Annotated in this window: 13 protein-coding genes and 2 pseudogenes; 11 read left to right on the top strand and 4 right to left on the bottom strand. The window is 68.7% G+C overall.

Going from position 1 to position 17915, the window contains the following annotated elements:
* Positions 1-227: 227 nt before the first annotated feature.
* From ACGFRG_RS00620 to ACGFRG_RS00640, 5 genes and pseudogenes are all read left to right on the top strand, one after another.
* Positions 228-412, top strand: a pseudogene (locus ACGFRG_RS00620) (helix-turn-helix domain-containing protein); the annotation flags it as partial.
* A gap of 281 nt (positions 413-693) precedes the next feature.
* Complete coding sequence (locus tag ACGFRG_RS00625; protein ID WP_393259882.1) at positions 694-1629, top strand: MerR family transcriptional regulator; 936 nt, start codon at positions 694-696, stop codon at positions 1627-1629.
* A 403-nt stretch (positions 1630-2032) separates the two neighbouring features.
* A complete protein-coding gene (locus ACGFRG_RS00630; protein WP_393259885.1) occupies positions 2033-3604 on the top strand; it encodes a reprolysin-like metallopeptidase in 1572 nt (523 codons plus the stop codon).
* Positions 3605-3654: 50 nt separating this feature from the next.
* Positions 3655-4482 (top strand): class I SAM-dependent methyltransferase, encoded by an 828-nt coding sequence (locus ACGFRG_RS00635; RefSeq protein WP_393259887.1) that lies wholly within the window; start codon positions 3655-3657, stop codon positions 4480-4482.
* 313 nt (positions 4483-4795) lie between these two features.
* Positions 4796-4981 (top strand): hypothetical protein, encoded by a 186-nt coding sequence (locus tag ACGFRG_RS00640; RefSeq protein WP_393259890.1) that lies wholly within the window; start codon positions 4796-4798, stop codon positions 4979-4981.
* A gap of 139 nt (positions 4982-5120) precedes the next feature.
* Here ACGFRG_RS00640 and ACGFRG_RS00645 read toward each other — a convergent pair whose 3' ends face one another.
* Positions 5121-5780, bottom strand: a complete 660-nt coding sequence (locus tag ACGFRG_RS00645; protein ID WP_361432410.1) for a zinc ribbon domain-containing protein — start codon at positions 5778-5780, stop codon at positions 5121-5123.
* A gap of 337 nt (positions 5781-6117) precedes the next feature.
* On the opposite strand from ACGFRG_RS00645, the gene ACGFRG_RS00650 reads away from it, so the two are divergent.
* The 5 genes from ACGFRG_RS00650 to ACGFRG_RS00670 all read left to right on the top strand — a co-directional run bounded on the left by ACGFRG_RS00650 (position 6118) and on the right by ACGFRG_RS00670 (position 13542).
* Positions 6118-6651: a hypothetical protein gene (locus ACGFRG_RS00650; RefSeq protein ID WP_393259892.1), complete on the top strand. Its 534-nt coding sequence runs from the start codon at positions 6118-6120 to the stop codon at positions 6649-6651.
* A gap of 270 nt (positions 6652-6921) precedes the next feature.
* The gene (locus ACGFRG_RS00655; RefSeq protein ID WP_393259894.1) at positions 6922-7197 is read left to right on the top strand and encodes a hypothetical protein; all 276 of its coding nucleotides are present in this window, start codon (positions 6922-6924) and stop codon (positions 7195-7197) included.
* Positions 7198-7703: 506 nt separating this feature from the next.
* Complete coding sequence (locus ACGFRG_RS00660) at positions 7704-7889, top strand: hypothetical protein (RefSeq protein ID WP_393259896.1); 186 nt, start codon at positions 7704-7706, stop codon at positions 7887-7889.
* Between the two features lie 441 nt (positions 7890-8330).
* Positions 8331-11264 (top strand): BTAD domain-containing putative transcriptional regulator, encoded by a 2934-nt coding sequence (locus ACGFRG_RS00665; RefSeq protein WP_393259899.1) that lies wholly within the window; start codon positions 8331-8333, stop codon positions 11262-11264.
* 610 nt (positions 11265-11874) lie between these two features.
* Positions 11875-13542, top strand: a complete 1668-nt coding sequence (locus ACGFRG_RS00670) for a M4 family metallopeptidase (protein ID WP_393259901.1) — start codon at positions 11875-11877, stop codon at positions 13540-13542.
* Between the two features lie 307 nt (positions 13543-13849).
* On the opposite strand, the gene ACGFRG_RS00675 is transcribed toward ACGFRG_RS00670, so the two are convergent.
* Positions 13850-14326 carry a hypothetical protein gene (locus tag ACGFRG_RS00675; protein ID WP_393259904.1) on the bottom strand — a complete coding sequence of 159 codons (477 nt, stop codon included), beginning with the start codon at positions 14324-14326 and terminating at the stop codon, positions 13850-13852.
* A gap of 670 nt (positions 14327-14996) precedes the next feature.
* Here ACGFRG_RS00675 and ACGFRG_RS00680 point away from each other — a divergent pair.
* A complete protein-coding gene (locus tag ACGFRG_RS00680) occupies positions 14997-15272 on the top strand; it encodes a hypothetical protein (protein WP_361432400.1) in 276 nt (91 codons plus the stop codon).
* A gap of 757 nt (positions 15273-16029) precedes the next feature.
* Here the strand turns inward: ACGFRG_RS00680 and ACGFRG_RS00685 are convergent.
* Complete coding sequence (locus ACGFRG_RS00685) at positions 16030-17046, bottom strand: NADPH:quinone oxidoreductase family protein (RefSeq protein ID WP_393259906.1); 1017 nt, start codon at positions 17044-17046, stop codon at positions 16030-16032.
* A gap of 359 nt (positions 17047-17405) precedes the next feature.
* Positions 17406-17870 (bottom strand): annotated as a pseudogene (locus ACGFRG_RS00690) (transposase); the annotation flags it as partial.
* Positions 17871-17915: the final 45 nt, after the last annotated feature.

A 17915-nucleotide genomic window follows, 5' to 3' on the forward strand; every position in this document is an offset into this window, starting at 1 on the left:
GCACGCAACTTTCGCAGAGCTGCGGCGCTGCCTGCCCGGCGAGCAGTTCACCCATGTGCACCGGCCGGACTTCCACCGCCCGCCTTGGCCCGCCAAGGTGAGCGCGCCGGAGCCGTGCCTCCTCTCGCGGAAATGAGTAGTTCTGAGAGATCGCGGACCCGCGCCGGACCGTGTCCGGTTTGCCCCTGATCTTCGTTCTCACAACCTCTCACAACGCCGTCCGCTCCGCCCGGTGCCTGCGCGAGGACGAGCGGATCCACATCGCGGACACGCTGCGGGAGAAGGCCACCGTGCGGGTGATAGCCGCCGAACTGTGTCGCAGCCCCTCCACGATCGCCGCGAGACAGGCCGTAACTGGCGCCCGGGCAACGGCAGTTACCGCCATCATGCCGCGCAGGCCCGCGCGGATGCCGACACGCGCGCCCGTCAACGGCATGAAGTCCGCCTTCGGCTGCGCCGGATCCGGCGCGCGACGAGCCATCACCGCCGATGCCCGCTGCTGCGTCGGTGCCATCAGCCGTCCGCTGGGCACACGAGCTTGTACTTGGTTGAGCAGCTGAGCCCGTACCCCTACAGCTTGTTGAGAAGCGAGAGACTGCGAGGGATGGTCAAGATTTGTGGACGGCAGATGGTTTGCTGCTGGCAGGCGGATGGGCTTGAGTCTCCGGTAGGGGGAGGTGCCAGGGTGAGGGCATGGACGGCGCGCTCTACTCAATCGGTGATCTGGCCCGGCGGACCGGTCTGACGGTCAAGGCCGTTCGGTTCTACTCCGACTGCGGGATCGTGCCGCCGACCGACCGCAGCCCGGCCGGCTACCGCCTTTACGACATCGACGCCCTCGCACGTTTGGACCTCGTGCGAACGCTGCGCGACGTGGGACTGGACCTCCCCACCATCCGGAAGATCGTGGACCGCGAGATCTCGCTGCCCGAGGTCGCCGCGGCGCACGCCGAAGCACTGGCGATGCAGATCCGGCTGCTGCGCCTGCGGCGCGCGGTGCTCACGGCGGTGGCCAAGCGCGGGTCCACAGCTGAGGAGATGGATCTCATGCACAAGCTGGCCAAGCTCTCCGAGGATGAACGCCGACGACTCATCGACGACTTCCTCGACACGGCCTTCGGCGACCTGGACGCCAACCCCGAATTCGCGGGGATCACGCGCTCGATGACTCCCGAGCTTCCCGAGAACCCCGAGGCCGAACAGGTCGAGGCGTGGGTCGAGCTCGCCGAGCTGTCCCAGGACCCGGACTTCCGCGCCTGCATGCGGCGCATGGCCGAGCACTATGTGGCCGATCGTGCCCAGGATGGCACCGCGGGCGTCCGCCGTGATCCTGCTGCCGCCGTCCGCGACCACGTCGGCCCGGCCCTGGTAGCCGGCATCGACCCAGCCTCGCCCCAGGCCGATCCGGTCGTCGCGGCGGTCATGGCTCAGTACGCGCACGATTTGGGTCGCCCCGTCGACGTCGACCTTCGGCGCCGGTTGTTGACCCGGCTGGATACTGCGAACGACCCGCGCAGGGAGCGGTACCTTCAGCTGCTCGCGGTGATCAACGGCTGGCCGGCGCCGGAAAGCCTGGCGCCGGCGTTCGACTGGCTCATCCAGGCATTGGGCGCCCGGATACCGGCGTAGCGGGCTGGTCGGGCGACGCGGCGTGGCCTGACCGGTCATGCCGCCTTCGTCCGGTCTCGGTAGCCGTCCGCCATGGCCACCCTTGCACGTTCGCGGGCGATCTCGTCGAGCAGGCGGTACGCCCTCCCGAGCCGATCCATAGGTTCTGAGCGTTGCTCGCGACTGCAGGCGAGGGTGGGAAGCGGGCTCTGACATGGGCGGAGCCCAGCCGGAGTACCTCCCAGGCGCAGCTGTCGTTTCTGTGCCGGATCGCCGCCCGGTACGGGCTGGCGGAGAAGGCGCTTCTGGCAGTGGCACGCTCACCGACCCCGGCACGACGGCGGAAGACGGGACCAGGGTGAATGCGGCGGACAGCCAGGCGTGTCAGTCAGCTTTCTGATAAAAATACTGACTTTCTAGATATATGACCTTCTATCATCGCATGATGCGCGCCACCCCGGCCGCTCTCTGCACGGCCGCGCTCGTTCTGCCACTGGCCGGGACGGGCCAGGCCGCCGCGCACCCGCACCCGCCCGTGCCCACGACCGGTTCCCAGGAGATCCTGCGGGAGCGCACCCACCGGCTCGACCTGTACGACTACCGGTGGCTGTGCTCGAAGCACGCCGCTTCGGATCCCCTGCTCCACTCCGCGCGCAAGCACTACTTCGACCTCTTCCCCGACGTCCAGCCCGCCGTGGTCGAGGACGGGCGGCAGCAGGACGGCACCTCGTTGACCTGGACCGGTCATCTCCGGGACAAGCCGGAGCACAAGGTGGTGCTGTCCGCGACCGGACTGTGCGACCACCACCCGGACGTGACGAAGGTCGGCTTCGACGCCGAGTTCGACCTCGGCGCACGGGTGTACCGCATCGCGTTGCTGCGCGAGCGGCCCGGCTGGGTGCGGGTGACCGAGGAGGACCCGGCCCTGCGTACCAAGCCCCCGGCGGACGACGCCGACTTCGCGAAGCCCCGCGCACCCATCGGGCAGACCGCGAAGCCGACACTGCGGCCGCTCAAGCCCCGGGCCGCCGGTGACCCGGTGGTGATCGACATGATCGTCGGTTACACCCCGGCCGCGGCCGCCCGCGTCGGTGGTGAGCAGGCCATGGTGTCCCGCATCCAGCTCGCCGAGACCTACCTCAACCAGGCGTTCGCCGACAGCAACGTGCAGGCGAGCGTGGACGTGATCGGCTGGTACAACACCAACTACTACGGCGACCAGACCGCCGCCGTCATGCTGCCCAAGCTCCAGAACGCGGGCAACACCGAGCTGGGCGCGCGCGCCGCGCAGCTGCGCGAGCAGTACGGGGTGGATCTGGTCTCCGTCATCAACGACGTGCCCAACGGCTCCTCCGGGCAGGCCAACCTGCCTATGCCCATCAACGCGCAGAGCGACAGCCAGGCGTTCTCGGTCGTCGATGTGCAGTCGATCGTCAACTGGTACAACTTCGGCCACGAGATCGGCCACAACCTGGGGCTCTTCCATGACCGTACGACGCTGACCGAGCAGTTGCAGGGCCAGGACTACCGCCCGTACCTGACCACCCCGTACAGCACCGGCTACATCACTCCGGACCGCCGGTTCCACACCCTGATGGCGTACTCGAGCGCCTGCGGGCAGCCGTGCTCGGCGGTGAACCAGTACTCGAACACCGAGAACACCTGGAACGGCCAGCCGCTCGGCGACCGGGACAACAACAACGCGGCGGTCGCCCGCGCGACCACGCCGATCGTCGCCGGGTACCGTACGCTCAAGATCAACCGTCAGCGGTACGCACTGACACTGCCGCCGTCCCCCGGCGGGTCCGTGCGCCCTTCCGCCTACGGTCCCTACCGCCCGGGGACCACCGTCACCCTCAGAGCACTTCCCGACAGCGGTTACCGGGTGGCGTGGTGGGAGGCCGACGGCGTCCGGTACTACGATCTCGGCACCACCCAGCCCACGATCACCATGGACCGCGCCCATACGGTCACGGCGGTCTTCACACGCACCTGACCCCGGGACAGCGCGCACCGCACCGCGTGACTCTGGAGTTGAATGGGTGCATGAGCACAGGTGAGTACGACCGGCTGATGCGGGCTAACCAGGCCAACTGGGATGCGCGTACTCCGGTACACGTGGCCAGCCGGTTCTACGGGCTGGAGCAGGGCCTCGACGGGGAGCGCTGGTTCGCCCCCTTCGAGTGGGAGGACCTCGGGGACCTGGCCGGGCGAGACGTTCTGCACCTTCAGTGCCATCTGGGGACCGAGACGCTCGCCTTCGCCGACCGCGGCGCGCGGGCGGTCGGTCTTGACTTCTCCGCGGCCTCGGTGGCAGCGGCCCAGGACATCGCGGAGCGGTCAGGATCCGACGTCACCTATGTCCAGGCCAATGTGTACGACGCCGTCGAGGCCCTGGGAGAACGGCGCTTCGACGTCATCTACACCGGCAAGGGCGCTCTGTGCTACCTGCCGGACCTCACGCGCTGGGCGCAGATCGTCGCCCGGTTGCTGCGTCCCGGCGGCCGACTGTACGTCCTGGAATTCCATCCGCTGCTGAACGCACTCGGCCCGACGCCCGCGCCCGGCGAGGGCGACGAACTGCTGCTGCGGCATGACTATCTGGGCGGCGCCGGCCCCGTGCACCGCGACGCCAGCCGCACGTACACCGACGGCCCGGCCGTCGAGGGCGCGACGGACAGCTACGAATGGATGCACGGGATCGCCGACGTCGTCAACGCGGTGACAGGGGCAGGGATGACACTGCACAGGCTGCGTGAGAGCAACGAGCTGCCGTGGCAGCGCTGGCCGGAGATGGTACGCACGCCAGCCGGCTGGTGGCAACTTCCCGAGCCCCGGATTCCCCTGCTCTACGGACTGCTGGCAAGCCGTTGAGCACGTCAGCAACGATGGACGGTCGGCCTGCCGGGCGCGCGGGGCGGAGACAGCCGTACGGCGAGGCAGGCCGGCCTCCCCGCCGCCCCCGACATACCTGTCCCCCTCAGCGACCAGCACTGACCACCACGACCACTGGTTCCTGACACCAACTCTCCTTGACGTGATGCACCGTTCAACTATTCGTCGCTGGGCCGAATAGCTGGCCTGGAGCCATCGCCCCGCGCTCCACTGTCCTCCGGCACGGTCAACATGCCACTGACGTACCGGAACAAAGCTCGCGAAGAGAGCTCACACCGACAGGAGTCCCACGATGGCCAAACCCCAGTCCGTGAAGTCCCGCCGCTCGATCGCCCTGGCCGCCACCGCCCTCGCCCTCGCCGCCGCGGCCGCCCTCGGCGGGACCTCGTCCGCGCTGGCCGGCGCCAACCGCCCCGCTACCGTCTGCACCCATGTGGACTGCGAGTACCCGAACGTCGCCCCCGGCACCGGCGCCTGAGCGATCCGGATCGGTACCGGCCTTGCCAAGCTCTGGGGCCCGGCAAGGCCGGTGCGCGTGACACGGCGGACGGGGGTCGCCGTGTCACTCATCACGATGGTCTGCACCTGCTGGCCGAGTCCTGCTCGGCCCCCGGTCCCTACCGCCGGGTACCACACCCCGGACAGAAGGCGGCACCCTCCGGTACGACAGCGGAACAGGATGCGCATGAGACGGACTGGGCCAACTGATGGCCGCAGCCGGAGCAGTAGGCCGCGCCTCGGGTCTCGGTACGGCAGTGGGGACACACCAGCTGCCGGGGCATGCCGGGGTCGTAACTCTGCCCCGCCTGCTGTCCCGCGGTGTACGCCCGCTGTGAGGCCATGTCGTTGAGGCCGCGCTGCTGGGCTGCCATGGCCTCGGCCGCGGTGTCCGGAGCGCAGCGCAGACACAGTCCCTGGGCCGCGTTCCAGCAACGGCCGCACACGTAGTCGGTGCAGCGGCCACAGCGGTTGAAGTGGCCCTGTGCGTTGCCGATCGCGCGCTCGAACGCACCATCGCGGGCCCGTCCGTAACCGGCGCCCGCCAGCCCGTCGGCCGCGGACTTCAGCCCGCTGCCGGTGCGGCCGAGCAGCCCCCAGGCCACGTCGACCCCCTTGCTCAGCCAGGTGGCGGCCCGCTCCCCGGTGTACGGTTCGAACGGCGAACGCCAGGTGTCGTAGCAGCGGCTACACGAGAACTCGAACTGGAAACCGGCTCCCGTGCCGTTGCGCTCGCAGAGATCTCGATAGTTGTTGCTGAAGTAGATCTCGCCGCTCACGTAGTCCCCCACAGTTCAGGCCGCTGGCACACACGCCGTACGACGCTGGCGGGACTCTACTGGTTCTGCTCATCGCCACCGAATCGCCGGGCTCCTGGGAGCCTTCGCCGTCGCGGTCCACGGTGTGAGCGGATGGGCGCTGTGCCGCACAGGGGGCTCGGGCCGGACCTCGCGCCCGGTGATCCGGGCGTGTAACGGTCCCAGCACCTCGAACCTCATGTACCCCCTGGCTGACCGTGCATTAGGACGAATCTAGGACGGTCGACGGACCCGTTTCCATAGCGTCACCGTGCGGCATCCAGCCGTTCCCGCCCAACGAAAAGGAAACGGGGATCAGATGACGAGCAAGTTCAAGTCGAAGAACTGGGCGTTGACCGCGGTGACGGCGATGACGGCCGCCATGGCCCTGGTGGGGACGGTCGGTGCGACCGGAGCCACGGCTGCCGACGCGGCGAGCACCGGCAGCATAACGGCGAGTCACTCAACGGCTGCTCCGGCGGGTTCGGTGCTGGTCAAGAAGGTCAAGACGGCGCAGGGCACGATCGACATCTACCGGAACTCCGCTGCGGGGGTCCGGCCCTTCTCCTCGTCCGGCTGCGCGGGTGGCAGCTTCGAGGTCTGCATCGACATCAACGGGGGCGGGACGTTCGTCTACTACATCCAGAACACGACGCACTTCCCCAGCGCCGGCACGGTGAACATGCAGATCAACGGCCCCTCGGGGGTGATCGCTCAGACGGGTAACTTCTACGAGAGCGGCGGCTGGTACAGCTTCCTCGTGAACTTCGACTACAACGTGACGCCCGGGTACTACTGCGCCACGTCCTTCACCTACACCTCCCGCCAGGGCGCCTGCGAGACCGTAAGCTGACGCCTCGGCACTTCGGCGACGGGGCAGCCGTGCTCTCCGGCGGCTGCCCTCTCCGGGGCGGGGGCTGTGCGGGCTCAAGTTCGTGCAGTCGACACGGCTTCTCCCGCCTCTTGAGCTATGCGGCGACCTCGTGTCCGCCCCGTCACTCGACGAGTCGACACAAACCCGCCCAGCTGCTGACACGAGAGCCGACCACGGGCGCACAGCAGCTCCGCCGGGTCGCCGAGCGGGACGACCCGTACCCCTGCCGCCGCAGGAGGCGACGACCCGGTGGACGGCTTTGCCCGAGTACGACAGGCGGAGCGAGAACACGTAGCCGGTCACCAGCTCGTCGGCCAGGCGCACGGTCACGTCACCGAAGTCGACCTCCGGGTGATCGTATGGCGCTCCTCGCGCGGCGCGTCGAGGTCTGTCCGCAGCATCTCGTCGATCACCGGCTTTGTACGGATCCAGCGCAAGTCCGGCGCGGCGGCGGCGTCTTCCGGGACGTCGGCCAGACCGATGCCGGATCGCCTCGTACGGCTCGACCTTGGACATCTGCGGTGAGCGTGCCGAGGACGTCTCCGGGCGCCTGATCTCTCAGCGCTACCCAAATCCATCGACAAACCGTGAAGGGTCCGGTTCGTTTCGAGGGAATGGCTGAGCTGGGGGTTCGTGTGCGGGCCGGTGACGCGTGCTGATCCCATTTCGCGTCGGCGCCGAGGGGGTGTGGGTGATGGTGTCCCTGCTGGAGGAACTGGAGCGCCGCGAGACCGTGATCCGTGAACGGGTTTCCGACCTTCGCTTATAGGTAGCCGAGTTGAGTGATCAGCGGGAAGACCGCATCGAGTAGATGCTGTCGCAGTGGAGGCTACCCGGGCGGTAGTGCGGGAGATCCTCGACGACGCGGCCTCGGATGAACAGGCGATGCGGGGGCCGTCTTTGCGGGAGGCGGAGACGGTGTCGCCGATCGGGGTGCCGACGGTGCCGCAGTGGGAGCCGGGCATGGGGTTATCGGTGCTGCCGCCCTCGTACCGGGCATTCTGGAAGTGCTGCGGGCCGCAGGGCGCCCGATGCGGTCCAAGGGTGTCTCCGTGGCGATCGGCTGGGGCGATGACGCCTCGAAGGTGGAGCCGGTGAGGGTGAGGCTGAAGCGCCTGGCGAGCGGGGGCCGGCTCACCGAGGACAGCCCGGGTCTGTTCGCCCTGGCCGAGCACATAGCGGACACCGTCTCGCCCGGTCCGAGCTCTGGCGGGTGAGAACCCTCTGGACCTGCGCACGCTGCGTGAGCAACAAGCGCGTCTGGAAGCACCGAATGCGCACCCGGCCGACGCGATGTGCCGCCCTCGATCTCTCGACGGCGCACGTGTGGCGGGAGTGGCGAGCGCAGGTGCTCATCCCACAGCCGCGAGAGCAGGTTCAGTCCCGGTTCGCTCATGTTCGCGATCACGTTCGGCATCCAGGCTCTGCGGAAAGGAGCACCCGCAGAGCCGTCGAATGACCGCTCGACCTGTTTCGTCGGCCATGAACGTCTGCCTGCTGATCTGAGGACCACCCCACTCAGAACTAGCCGCACCCCAACGGGGAACGGCCGGGCACCCACGGTAACGCTATGGACACGAGTCCGTCGGCCGTCCTAGATTCGTGCTAATGCACGGTCAGCCGGGGAACGGCGTCACTTTTCGCGTGCCGGGGGGTATATGAGATTCGGGGTGCTGGGGCCGTTGCACGCCCAGATCGCCGGGCGTGAGGTCCGGCTCGGCGGGCCGCGGCAGGCCAAGATGCTGGCAGCACTTCTGATCGACGCCAACACCAGCGTCGCCGTGGAACGGCTCGTCGCCGTGATGTGGGACGGGAACGCGCCCGCCACCGCGGTCCGTCAGGTCCAGGACGCTCTCTCAGGGCTGCGCCGCAATCTCGCCGCCTGCGGAGCACCCGGCTCCCTGATCAGCACCCGGCGCGGCGGCTACGAGATCCACCTGGCCCCGGACCAACTCGACCTGCTGCAGTTTGACCATGAGCGGTACCTTGCCGAACGGCACACGGCCCCGTTCGAGACGGCTGCCGCGCTGCGCCGGGCGCTGGCCTGCTGGCGCGGGAACGCCCTGACCGACATCTCCAGCCGGGTCCTGGAGATCGATGCGGCACGGCTGAACATGAAACGCGCGGCCACGCACAAGCAGTGCCTCGCCATCGAACTCGACCTGGGGCGTCATCGTGAGGTCATCGAGGAGCTGACCGCTCTGCTGCGCGAGCACCCCTATGACGAGCAGGTCGCCGAACACCTGATAGTCGCTCTATACCGATGTCGGCGACAGGGCGAGGCGCTGCAGGTGTACGAACGGCTGCGCCGGACACTGGCCGACGAACTCGGCGTCGACCCCACCCCGCCGCTCCAGGCACTGCACCAGCGCATCCTCACCGCGGATCCCGGCCTGACGGCTCCGGTCCCGGCAAGCAGGCCCTTGGACGTACCACCGGAGAGCCCTGACGCGGCAGCCGCAAGGCCGGCCATGGCGATGCCCGTGCGTCAACTGCCTCTCGACGTATCCGACTTCGTGGGCCGGGCCGAGGAGCTGGCCGAGATCGCCCGATTACTCGACGGGTCGGCGTCGAACCGGGCTCCGGTGGCCGTCATCGTGGGCGGTCCCGGTGTCGGCAAGTCCTGCCTGGTGACGCACGCCGCGCGGCTGGCGAGCGCCGCCTTCCCCGACGGCCAGCTCTACCTCAACCTCGCCGGGACATCAAACGAGCCGCGGGACCCGGGACTGATGCTGGCCGAGGCGCTGCGTGCGCTCTCGATCGCCGGCAGCGCGATCCCGAACGGCCTGTCCGAGCGGGCCGCGCTCTACCGGTCGCTGCTGGCCGACCGTCGCATGCTGGTGGTGCTGGACGATGCCGGCCACGCCGATCAGGTACTGCCCTTGCTGCCCGCGGCCGACGGCTGTGCCGTGTTGATCACCAGCCGCACTCTGCTGACGCAACTTCCCGGCGCTCGGCACATCAACCTGGAGGAGCTGAGCCCGGCAGAGGCCAGGGAGTTGTTCACCGAAATCGTGGGGCGGCGGCGGGTCGAGCGGGAGCCGGCGGAGGCCGACGCGATCCTCGGCTGCTGCGGCAACCTGCCGCTGGCGATCCGGATCGCCAGCGGCAAGCTGACGGGCCGCCCGGCTTGGTCGCTGCGGGTACTGCGGGAACGCATCGAGGACGAGTCACGGCGGCTCGCCGAGCTGAGGATCGGGGATCTGAGCGTGCGAGCCAGCGTCGAGCTGAGCCTGCGCCTGCTGCCGGCCGACGTGGTGCGCGCGCTCAGTCTGCTGGGTCTGCTCGGCGCCTACACCCTGCCCGGCTGGGTGGTCGGCCCCCTGCTGGACCGCTCGGACGGCGAGGAGGTGCTGGACACCCTCGTCGACGCCAGCCTGGTTCGGCTGACCGCCACCGACGCCCTCGGCGAGCCTCGCTACCGGCTGCACGACCTGATCAGGACCTGTGCCGTGGAGATCGCCGCCCCGCTGCCTACGGAGGACAAGCGGGACGCGATCTCCCGCGTGCTGTCCGTCTGGCTTGAGCTGATCGGGCGCGGCACAGACCGGCTGCCGGGCGGGCTGCTGGCGCCCGCTCCCGGTGCAGCACCCCGCCGGTCGCTGCCCGACGCGGTCATGGACCGGCTGCTCGCCGACCCGGTCGGCTGGTTCGACGCGGAACGCGACAACCTGCTCGGCACGGTGAAACTGGCCGTGCACTGGGGCCTGGACGAACTGGCCTGGGAGCTGGCGGCCGGCGCGACGACCTACTACGACCACCGGTGTCTCTACCAGGACTGGCAGCACGGGCACCGGCTCGCGCTGGACGCCGCCGAGACCGCCGGCAACATGCGCGGCGTATCAGTACTGCTGCGCGGACTTGGCCAGCTACACATCTACCAAGACGAGTTCGACCGGGCCACCCGCGCCCTTGAGTCCTCCATCGAGCTGTGCCGGGACGGTGGGGACAAACGCGGCGAGGCGCTGTCGGTGGCCATGCTGGGTACGGTCAGCCGGGTGCAGGGACGTGACGACGAAGCACTCGAACGTATCGAGCACGCGCTGGCCATCGCGGTCGGAGAGGGCGACCGGCACATCGAAGCACAGCTGTCCTGCTCCATGGCCGTGATGAAGCTCATGCAGGGCAAACTCGACGAGGCGGAGTTCTGGTTCGACGGGGCCCTGAGCCAGGCCAGGGCGCTCGGCGACGGGCATCGCATGGCCGTGGTGCTGCGGCGGTTCAGTCGGCTGCACGATCGGCGCGGTGATCCGGATGAGGCGCTGCACTGTCTGAGGCAGGCGTTGGCCACCTTCGAGGAACTGGCCGACGAGCGGTGCGCCGCGTACACGCTGCTGGAAGTCGGCCGCGTGCACGCCGGCCAACACGACCGGGACCGGGCGAGCCCGGCGCTGCAGCGCGCGGCGGGAATCTTCCACCGGCACGGCGACCACCAGGACGAGGCCACATGCTGGCAACTGATCGGCGACCTGGACGCCGCCGCCGGCCTCCACCACCTGGCGCGCCAACACCGAGAGCGGGCGCTGCGGCTGTGGCAGACGATCGGCGACATGAACCAGACGAGCACTCCAGCGCAACCATCGTCGCCGTGAGGCGGCTATGCCCTTATGCCCTTATGCCCTTATGCCCTTATGCCCTTGATCGGTCCTGGACTTGCTCGCCTTCGTTCCCACCGGTGCCCAGGCCAACCGTCAGCCTCGTCGGGGGACGGCGGACCGACGGGGAGGACAGGGCTGAGCGGGATTGGCCAACGCCACCTCGTAGAGCCGCGTGACCGTGGCCGTCCCCGCCGGCCCGGCACAGGCGGCCAGCATGTGTTCCCAGCCTCAAAGCCGAGCTGAAAGGGCCCGACTTCTACGACCCGGGAATCAACAAACCTATGCCGAACTTGCCACCCACGGCGGTGCGTTGCTCGATCCGGCCCGCGCCCTGAAGCCACAGGACAAACCCCGGGTCGAGCGCCGCAGGACTTCTTTCACGCGTGTTGCGGATTTCTGTGTTCCCCGTGTCGGCGCGTATCGGGGCCTTGTCCTTCCCGTGAAGAGGCAGGCGGCAAATCCGGCAAGAGCAGCCGAACCCCCTTTTGTGTCACGTGACATGTGCGCGACGGGCTGAGAGTGTCCCTCACCATCAAGGCAGTCCCTCCTTGAACGGGTGGGTGGCGATCCCACCCAACTCCCCATGCCTCTCTGGAGAAACCACATGTCTGCACTTACCCCCACCGGCGGCAGGACTCGCCGTCTCGCCCTCACGACCGGCGCCGCCGTCCTCACCGGCACCCTGCTCGCCACCGGGGCCGCCACCGCATCAGCCGGTGCGGCTCCCAAGGGCCACGGCGACACCTCCGTCGCGGCCACCGCCCAGGCACTCGGCCTCGGCGCCAAGGAGAAGCTGGTCGTCAAGGACGTCATCAAGGATGCCGACGGCACGGTCCACACCCGCTACGAGCGTACTTACGCCGGTCTTCCGGTCCTCGGCGGCGACCTCATCGTCCACCGCGGCGCCGACGGCGCCGTCAAGGACGTCACCAAGGCCGTCAAGACCGCCATCAAGGTCCCCTCGCTCGCCCCGAGACTGACCCCGACCGCCGCCACGTCCGCCGCGGTCAAGGCTGCCAAGGCCGCGAAGACCACGGGTGCCGCCGCCGGCGAGGCCCCCCGCAAGGTCATCTGGGCCGCCGACGGCAAGCCCGTCCTCGCCTACGAGAGCGTCGTCACCGGCACCCAGCACGACGGCGTCACGCCGAGCCGACTGCGCGTCATCACCGACGCCAACACGGGCAAGAAGCTGCACGAGATCCAACTGATCGACGACATAGCCGACGGCATCACCGCCAAGAGCGGCTCCGGAGCCCGCACACCGGCCAACGCCCAGGTCGGCGCGGTCGGCACCGGCGCCAGCCAGTACAGCGGCACCGTCAGCCTGAACACCACCAAGTCGTCGACGGGTTACTCCCTCGTCGACAGCGTGCGCGGCGGCTCCAGCACCGTCGACCTCAAGCACCGTACAAGCGGCAATGGCACTGTCTTCACCGACGCGGACAACAAGTGGGGCACCGGCAGCCCCGCCAACAACCAGACCGCTGCCGTGGACGCCGCCTACGGCGCCGCACAGACCTGGGACTTCTACAAGAACGTCCTGCACCGCAACGGCATCAAGAACGACGGCCGGGCCCCGGTCTCCCGCGTCCACTACGGCAACGCCTACCAGAACGCCTACTGGGACGACGCGTCCTTCACCATCACCTACGGCGACGGCGCGAGCAACCAGCACCCGCTGACCGAGCTCGATGTGGCCGGCCACGAGTTCAGCCACGGCGTCACCTCCGCCACCGCCGGACTGGAGTACTCCGGCGAGTCCGGCGGCCTGAACGAGGCCACCTCGGACATCTTCGGCACCGCGGTGGAGTGGAACGCGAACAACCCCCAGGACAAGGGGGACTACCTGCTCGGCGAGAAGATCGACCTCTTCGGCAACGGCACGCCGCTGCGCTACCAGGACAAGCCGAGCAAGGACGGCCGCGGTTCGGCCGACTACTGGAGCGCCGACGTCGGCAACCTCGACGTGCACTACTCCTCCGGTGTCGCCAACCACTTCTTCTACCTACTGTCCGAGGGCAGCGGCGCCAAGGACATCAACGGCGTGCACTACGACAGCCCGACCGTGGACGGCTCCACGGTCACCGGCATCGGCCGCGACAAGGCAGTGCAGATCTGGTACAAGGCGCTGACCACGTACTTCACCTCCACCACCGACTACCACGGCGCCCGCCAGGGCACCTTGAAGGCGGCCGCCGACCTATACGGTGCGAACAGTGCCGAGGTCAAGGCCGTGGACGCCGCCTGGGCCGGGGTGAACGTCAAGGCCTGACCCCTGTGCCACACGGTGCCGCACCGGCGCTCAACCGGTGCGGCACCGCCACCGAAGAAACCCTCCCGGCCCAGGTATCGGCAGCGCGGGGGCGTGTCGATCGCGTAACCGGTTCGGCGATGCGGCGAACCGGTTGAAGAGGGGTGGGCGCAGCCAAGGTCAGCGCGTTCACGGACCGGGCGAGTGTGCTGTCGGTCGGCGAGAGTACACACCAACAAGGGACGCCGCTGACATCGTCACGCTGGCAACGGCAGATGACGGCGGTGATCAACTTCACGTCGGGCGTGCCCGCAGCGATGCACCGCACCTAAATTTTGGGCCCGGGGTTCTTGGGCTGCCCTCCCATTCGATGGTCGCTCCAGTCGATGCCGTCGTCGTGCTCCTTGCTCGACGCGAGCCCGAAGAACCCGAGAAGGGGGGCTGCGATGAGGATTGCTCCGCACAGGCCGCCGATTGCTACGTACCCCGCGGCAGCGGTGACAGCCCAGAACAGGATGTCGCACACAATCCGCCCCCACAGCGGGAACGGGGCCCGCCACGCGTGATAGCGGCGGTACATGCGCACGAACTTGCCGGACACGCGCTTGGATCGGCTGGCCTTTCCCTGGCCTGGCCCAGCCGTATGGCCGTTGCCGTGCGGACGAACCCTTTTCTTGCTCACGGGACTCTTTGTCCTTTCGAGGCGGTGTGATGGCTCCAGTTCGTCGGCGGCTTCCTTCTGGAGCGCCCGCCGGTTCATGCACCGCACCCGGGCGGCCAGAAGGCGGCCGTCCCGCACGGCCACGTCCAGGCGCCGGTGCGGCAGGCCAGATCAAGACCGGCAGGCCCGTAGTACAGCGTGTACTCCCCCTCTCCCCGGCCGTGCGCTGCCAGCGGGCGGGCATCAGCATGTCGTCGTGCGGGTTGCGCGAGCGCTCACGCAGCTGTGTCACGGTCGAGGGCATGCACGCGGGGTGGGTGAACCACACCTGAACCTGCATGTCCTCGGTACCGGTCAGCACCACATTCGCCCGATCGGTGATCTTGTCCGTGCGCACCGCGCACTGCGCGTGACGCGCGTGACGCGCTTCCCCGCGGGCCTGCGACACTCCGAACGGGCCCAGCGCCCGCTCAACTTCAGGACTCATCCCCATGGTGACCACCAGCCGGTGACCACCGGCCGCTCCTTCCTGACGACACGAGCAGCCTCCCGCACCACCCCACCGGGGCAGCATCACCCACACGAGTGATCCCCGTAGCCAAGCCCTACAGAGCCCTGCCCGGCAGCCTTCGGGTGTGCGGTTCCCGGTCCCGCCACTCCTCTCCTCAGAGCCGCTCGATCAACGAGGGCGCCGTGAACCGCATCAAGAAAATCAAGAGGCAGCTCCACGGACGAGCCGGAATCGAACTCCTCCCCAAGATGATCCTGCTCCAGTGGCCGCCGCCCCCTTCGACGAACGGTCTACCGTTGCCCCGTGACATGGAACGAAGCTGAGTATCTCGACTGCCTGCGGTCCGAGCGGCGTGGCTACGCATGGGTCATGCAGCATCACGGCGGGCTGGCGCCGGAGGAGGCCAGGCAGGCCGCCCTGGAGTGCTACCGATACGAGCCGGCCGGGGCGCCTTTCCGCGGGCTGATCTTTCACGACGAGGCATGGCACTGGGCGATGCTGGCGATCCACGGCGAACGGTACGTAGTGGACCACCCCGAGCTGGTTCATCCGTCACCTGGCTACCGAGCCCTTGAGTAGCCACTCAACGAGCGCATTCGACCACAGCGATGACGCTCCGCGGTCGCTCCCCAAGATCCGTACCAGAACCCCGATCTCACCTACGACGCCAGGCGTCCCGCGCGGCGAAGGCAGGGCCGGGACAACGCGGCCGGCGGCGAACAGGTTCCGCATCGCGAAGTACGTGAAGCCCCAGAGCGTCATGCCGATCGAGGCGATCCCCGCCGGGGCGGCGATCAGGCGGGCCGGGATCCGCCGACTCCACGGCCGGACCCGGGCGAGGGAGAGCACCGCGCCGGACACCGCCACCAGCACCCCACCACAAGCGCGGTGCACATATGCCAGAACTGCCGCCGCACCCGTGTTACCGGATCACGAGGACTGCCGACCGGGCAGCGACATGCGGTAGCAAGATGCGGTCACGACCGCCCACCCTTCGGTCGTGAATCCCTGGTACGTGCTGTTTTCGGTGCCTGCCGCTCATGACAGATCACCGGGTACCGGCGCAGCCAGGACCTCCATCACCTTGGGGTGCCAGGACGGGTGCCTGTCCATCCCGCCCGACGCGACGACCAGCCAGGCGACCTGCCCAGGCGACGTACTGCCGCTCGTCCGGACAGACCGGGCACTCAGCGCGGGCGGCGCCGTACTGCACACCGCAGGTGCCACAAATCGGCAACGGTAGGCCGGTGACCGGCGCGACCGCCTGAGGAAGAGACTGGGGTGAAGGCGCTGTCCGGGCCGCATTCCGGGCGTCATGGTGAGTCACGGCCGGTTCCTAGCGCCAGGGGTCGAGGGCGTGCTTGCCGCGTGTCCGGCCCGCTTCGAGTTCCTGCAGGACCATCGCCCCCTCGGCCAGGGGGTGAACCTGGGGGGTGCCGGGAGGGTACACGCCGTGGGCGATGAGAGCGTCGATCTCGACGAGCAGCGACTGGTAGAGGGACGGGGCCGCGTCCGCCAGCGCACCGATGTGCAGACCCTTGACTTGGACCTGATGGGTGAAGATCAGGTCGTGCGTGGTCAGAGTGGCGTCTCCGGACGCGGCGCCGAACACGACGACCCGTCCGGTGAAGGGTTTCGTGACCGACAGACTGGTCTCGAACGTGGCCTGTCCCACTGATTCCAGCACCAGGTCGACCCCGCCGGTCAGGCGGGTGATCTCCGCGGCCAGATCGGGGTGTCGGCTGTCCAGGACCTCGTCGGCCCCGAGCGCTTTGACCGTGCTGTGCTTGGCCGGTGACGCCGTGGCGATCACGCGCGCACCGTAGTGGCGGGCGAGACGGACGGCGGCCTGTCCTACGCCTCCGGCCGCAGCATGAACAAGCACCACCTCGCCCGTCTTGACCTCGCCCAACGGCTTCAACGCCGCCAATGCCGTGGCCCAGTTCAGTACCAGGCCGAGCGCTTCGGCGTCACTCCAGCCGGAAGGGACGGGAAGTACACCCGCGGCAGGCATCGTCATGTACTGCGCGAAGGCGCCCGCCCCGGCGCCGACGACGTGGGTGCCGAGCTGGAGCGGAGTCTCGACCTCCGGGCCGACGTCCACGATCTCGCCTGCGGCTTCGAAACCTGCCACGTAGGGCGCCTGCGGGCCTCCTCCGTAGGTTCCATGGGTCTGCATGACGTCGGCGAAGTTGACCCCGGCGGCGCCGACGCGGATCAGGTACTCGCCGGGCCCTGGGGCCGGGCGGCGATGATCGGTCGTGAGGGCCAGATCCTTCGGTCCCCGGTGCGACTGCTGGACCAGTGCTCGTACGGCCTGCTCGGCGGTGTGCTGCTGCTCGTCGATCTCCATGCACCGAACGTAGGAGTCTGACACTTACGTCAAGGTCAAGTGGCGGTCATCGAGATCTGGAGTCTGGAGCAAGGGTCGAGAGTCGTGGATCAGGTCAGACGCCGATATCGGTCGGCGCTTGCCGGTCTCACGCGCCCGAAGTGGCTCGATGTACCGGGCGGCGTCTGCAAAGAGTTGTCGTGAGCGGCCCGTGCGGCTTCCTGCGCGGTGTCCAGGGCATCGGACTCAGCGAAGTCGCGAATGGTGCAGGCCGCTTCCACCATTGGCTAGGCGACGGCGTGGAGATGGGGGTCGGGTATGAGGATCCTCAGCATCGTCTGACGCGACGATAGTCCGCTTCGGAAGGAGTGAGCCGGGGGATCGCGGTCGGACAGGTCCCGTCCCCCGAACGCGGCGTGGCCGTCGGCCCACTGCTTCGTCAGCCCGGTCACCGTCGCGAGCGACAGCCCCGCCGAGGAGCCGGGAAGCCGCTCCAACGCGGGCACGAAGTCGCCGCACCACAGTCCGTGCAGGTAGAGCAGCGGCAACACCTCGCGGACCTTGGCGGACTTGCGGCACCACAGGGCCAGGATGCTGGAAGAGAACCGCTTACGCCCGCCGGTGGCCGCATCCACGCGGCGGTCGTTCACGCGGGGCGCCGTGACCTCGACCAGCCCGGCCGCGGTGGTCACCGTCCAGGGCCGATGGTGGCCGTTGCAGACCACCTGGCGGTGCCCGCGCTCGTCCCGTTCGGCCGCCAACTCGGCTATGTGCTGGTTGACTTCATCCTCCAGCATGACGGCAAGCATTCGCCGGGCGCCCTCGCGGACGATCTCGTCGATCAGGGAGCCGGACGCAGTGAACCCTCGGCAGTGACTGCGCTGAGCACG

The organism is Streptomyces sp. NPDC048696 (assembly GCF_043198895.1).
Taxonomy (GTDB): Bacteria; Actinomycetota; Actinomycetes; order Streptomycetales; family Streptomycetaceae; genus Streptomyces.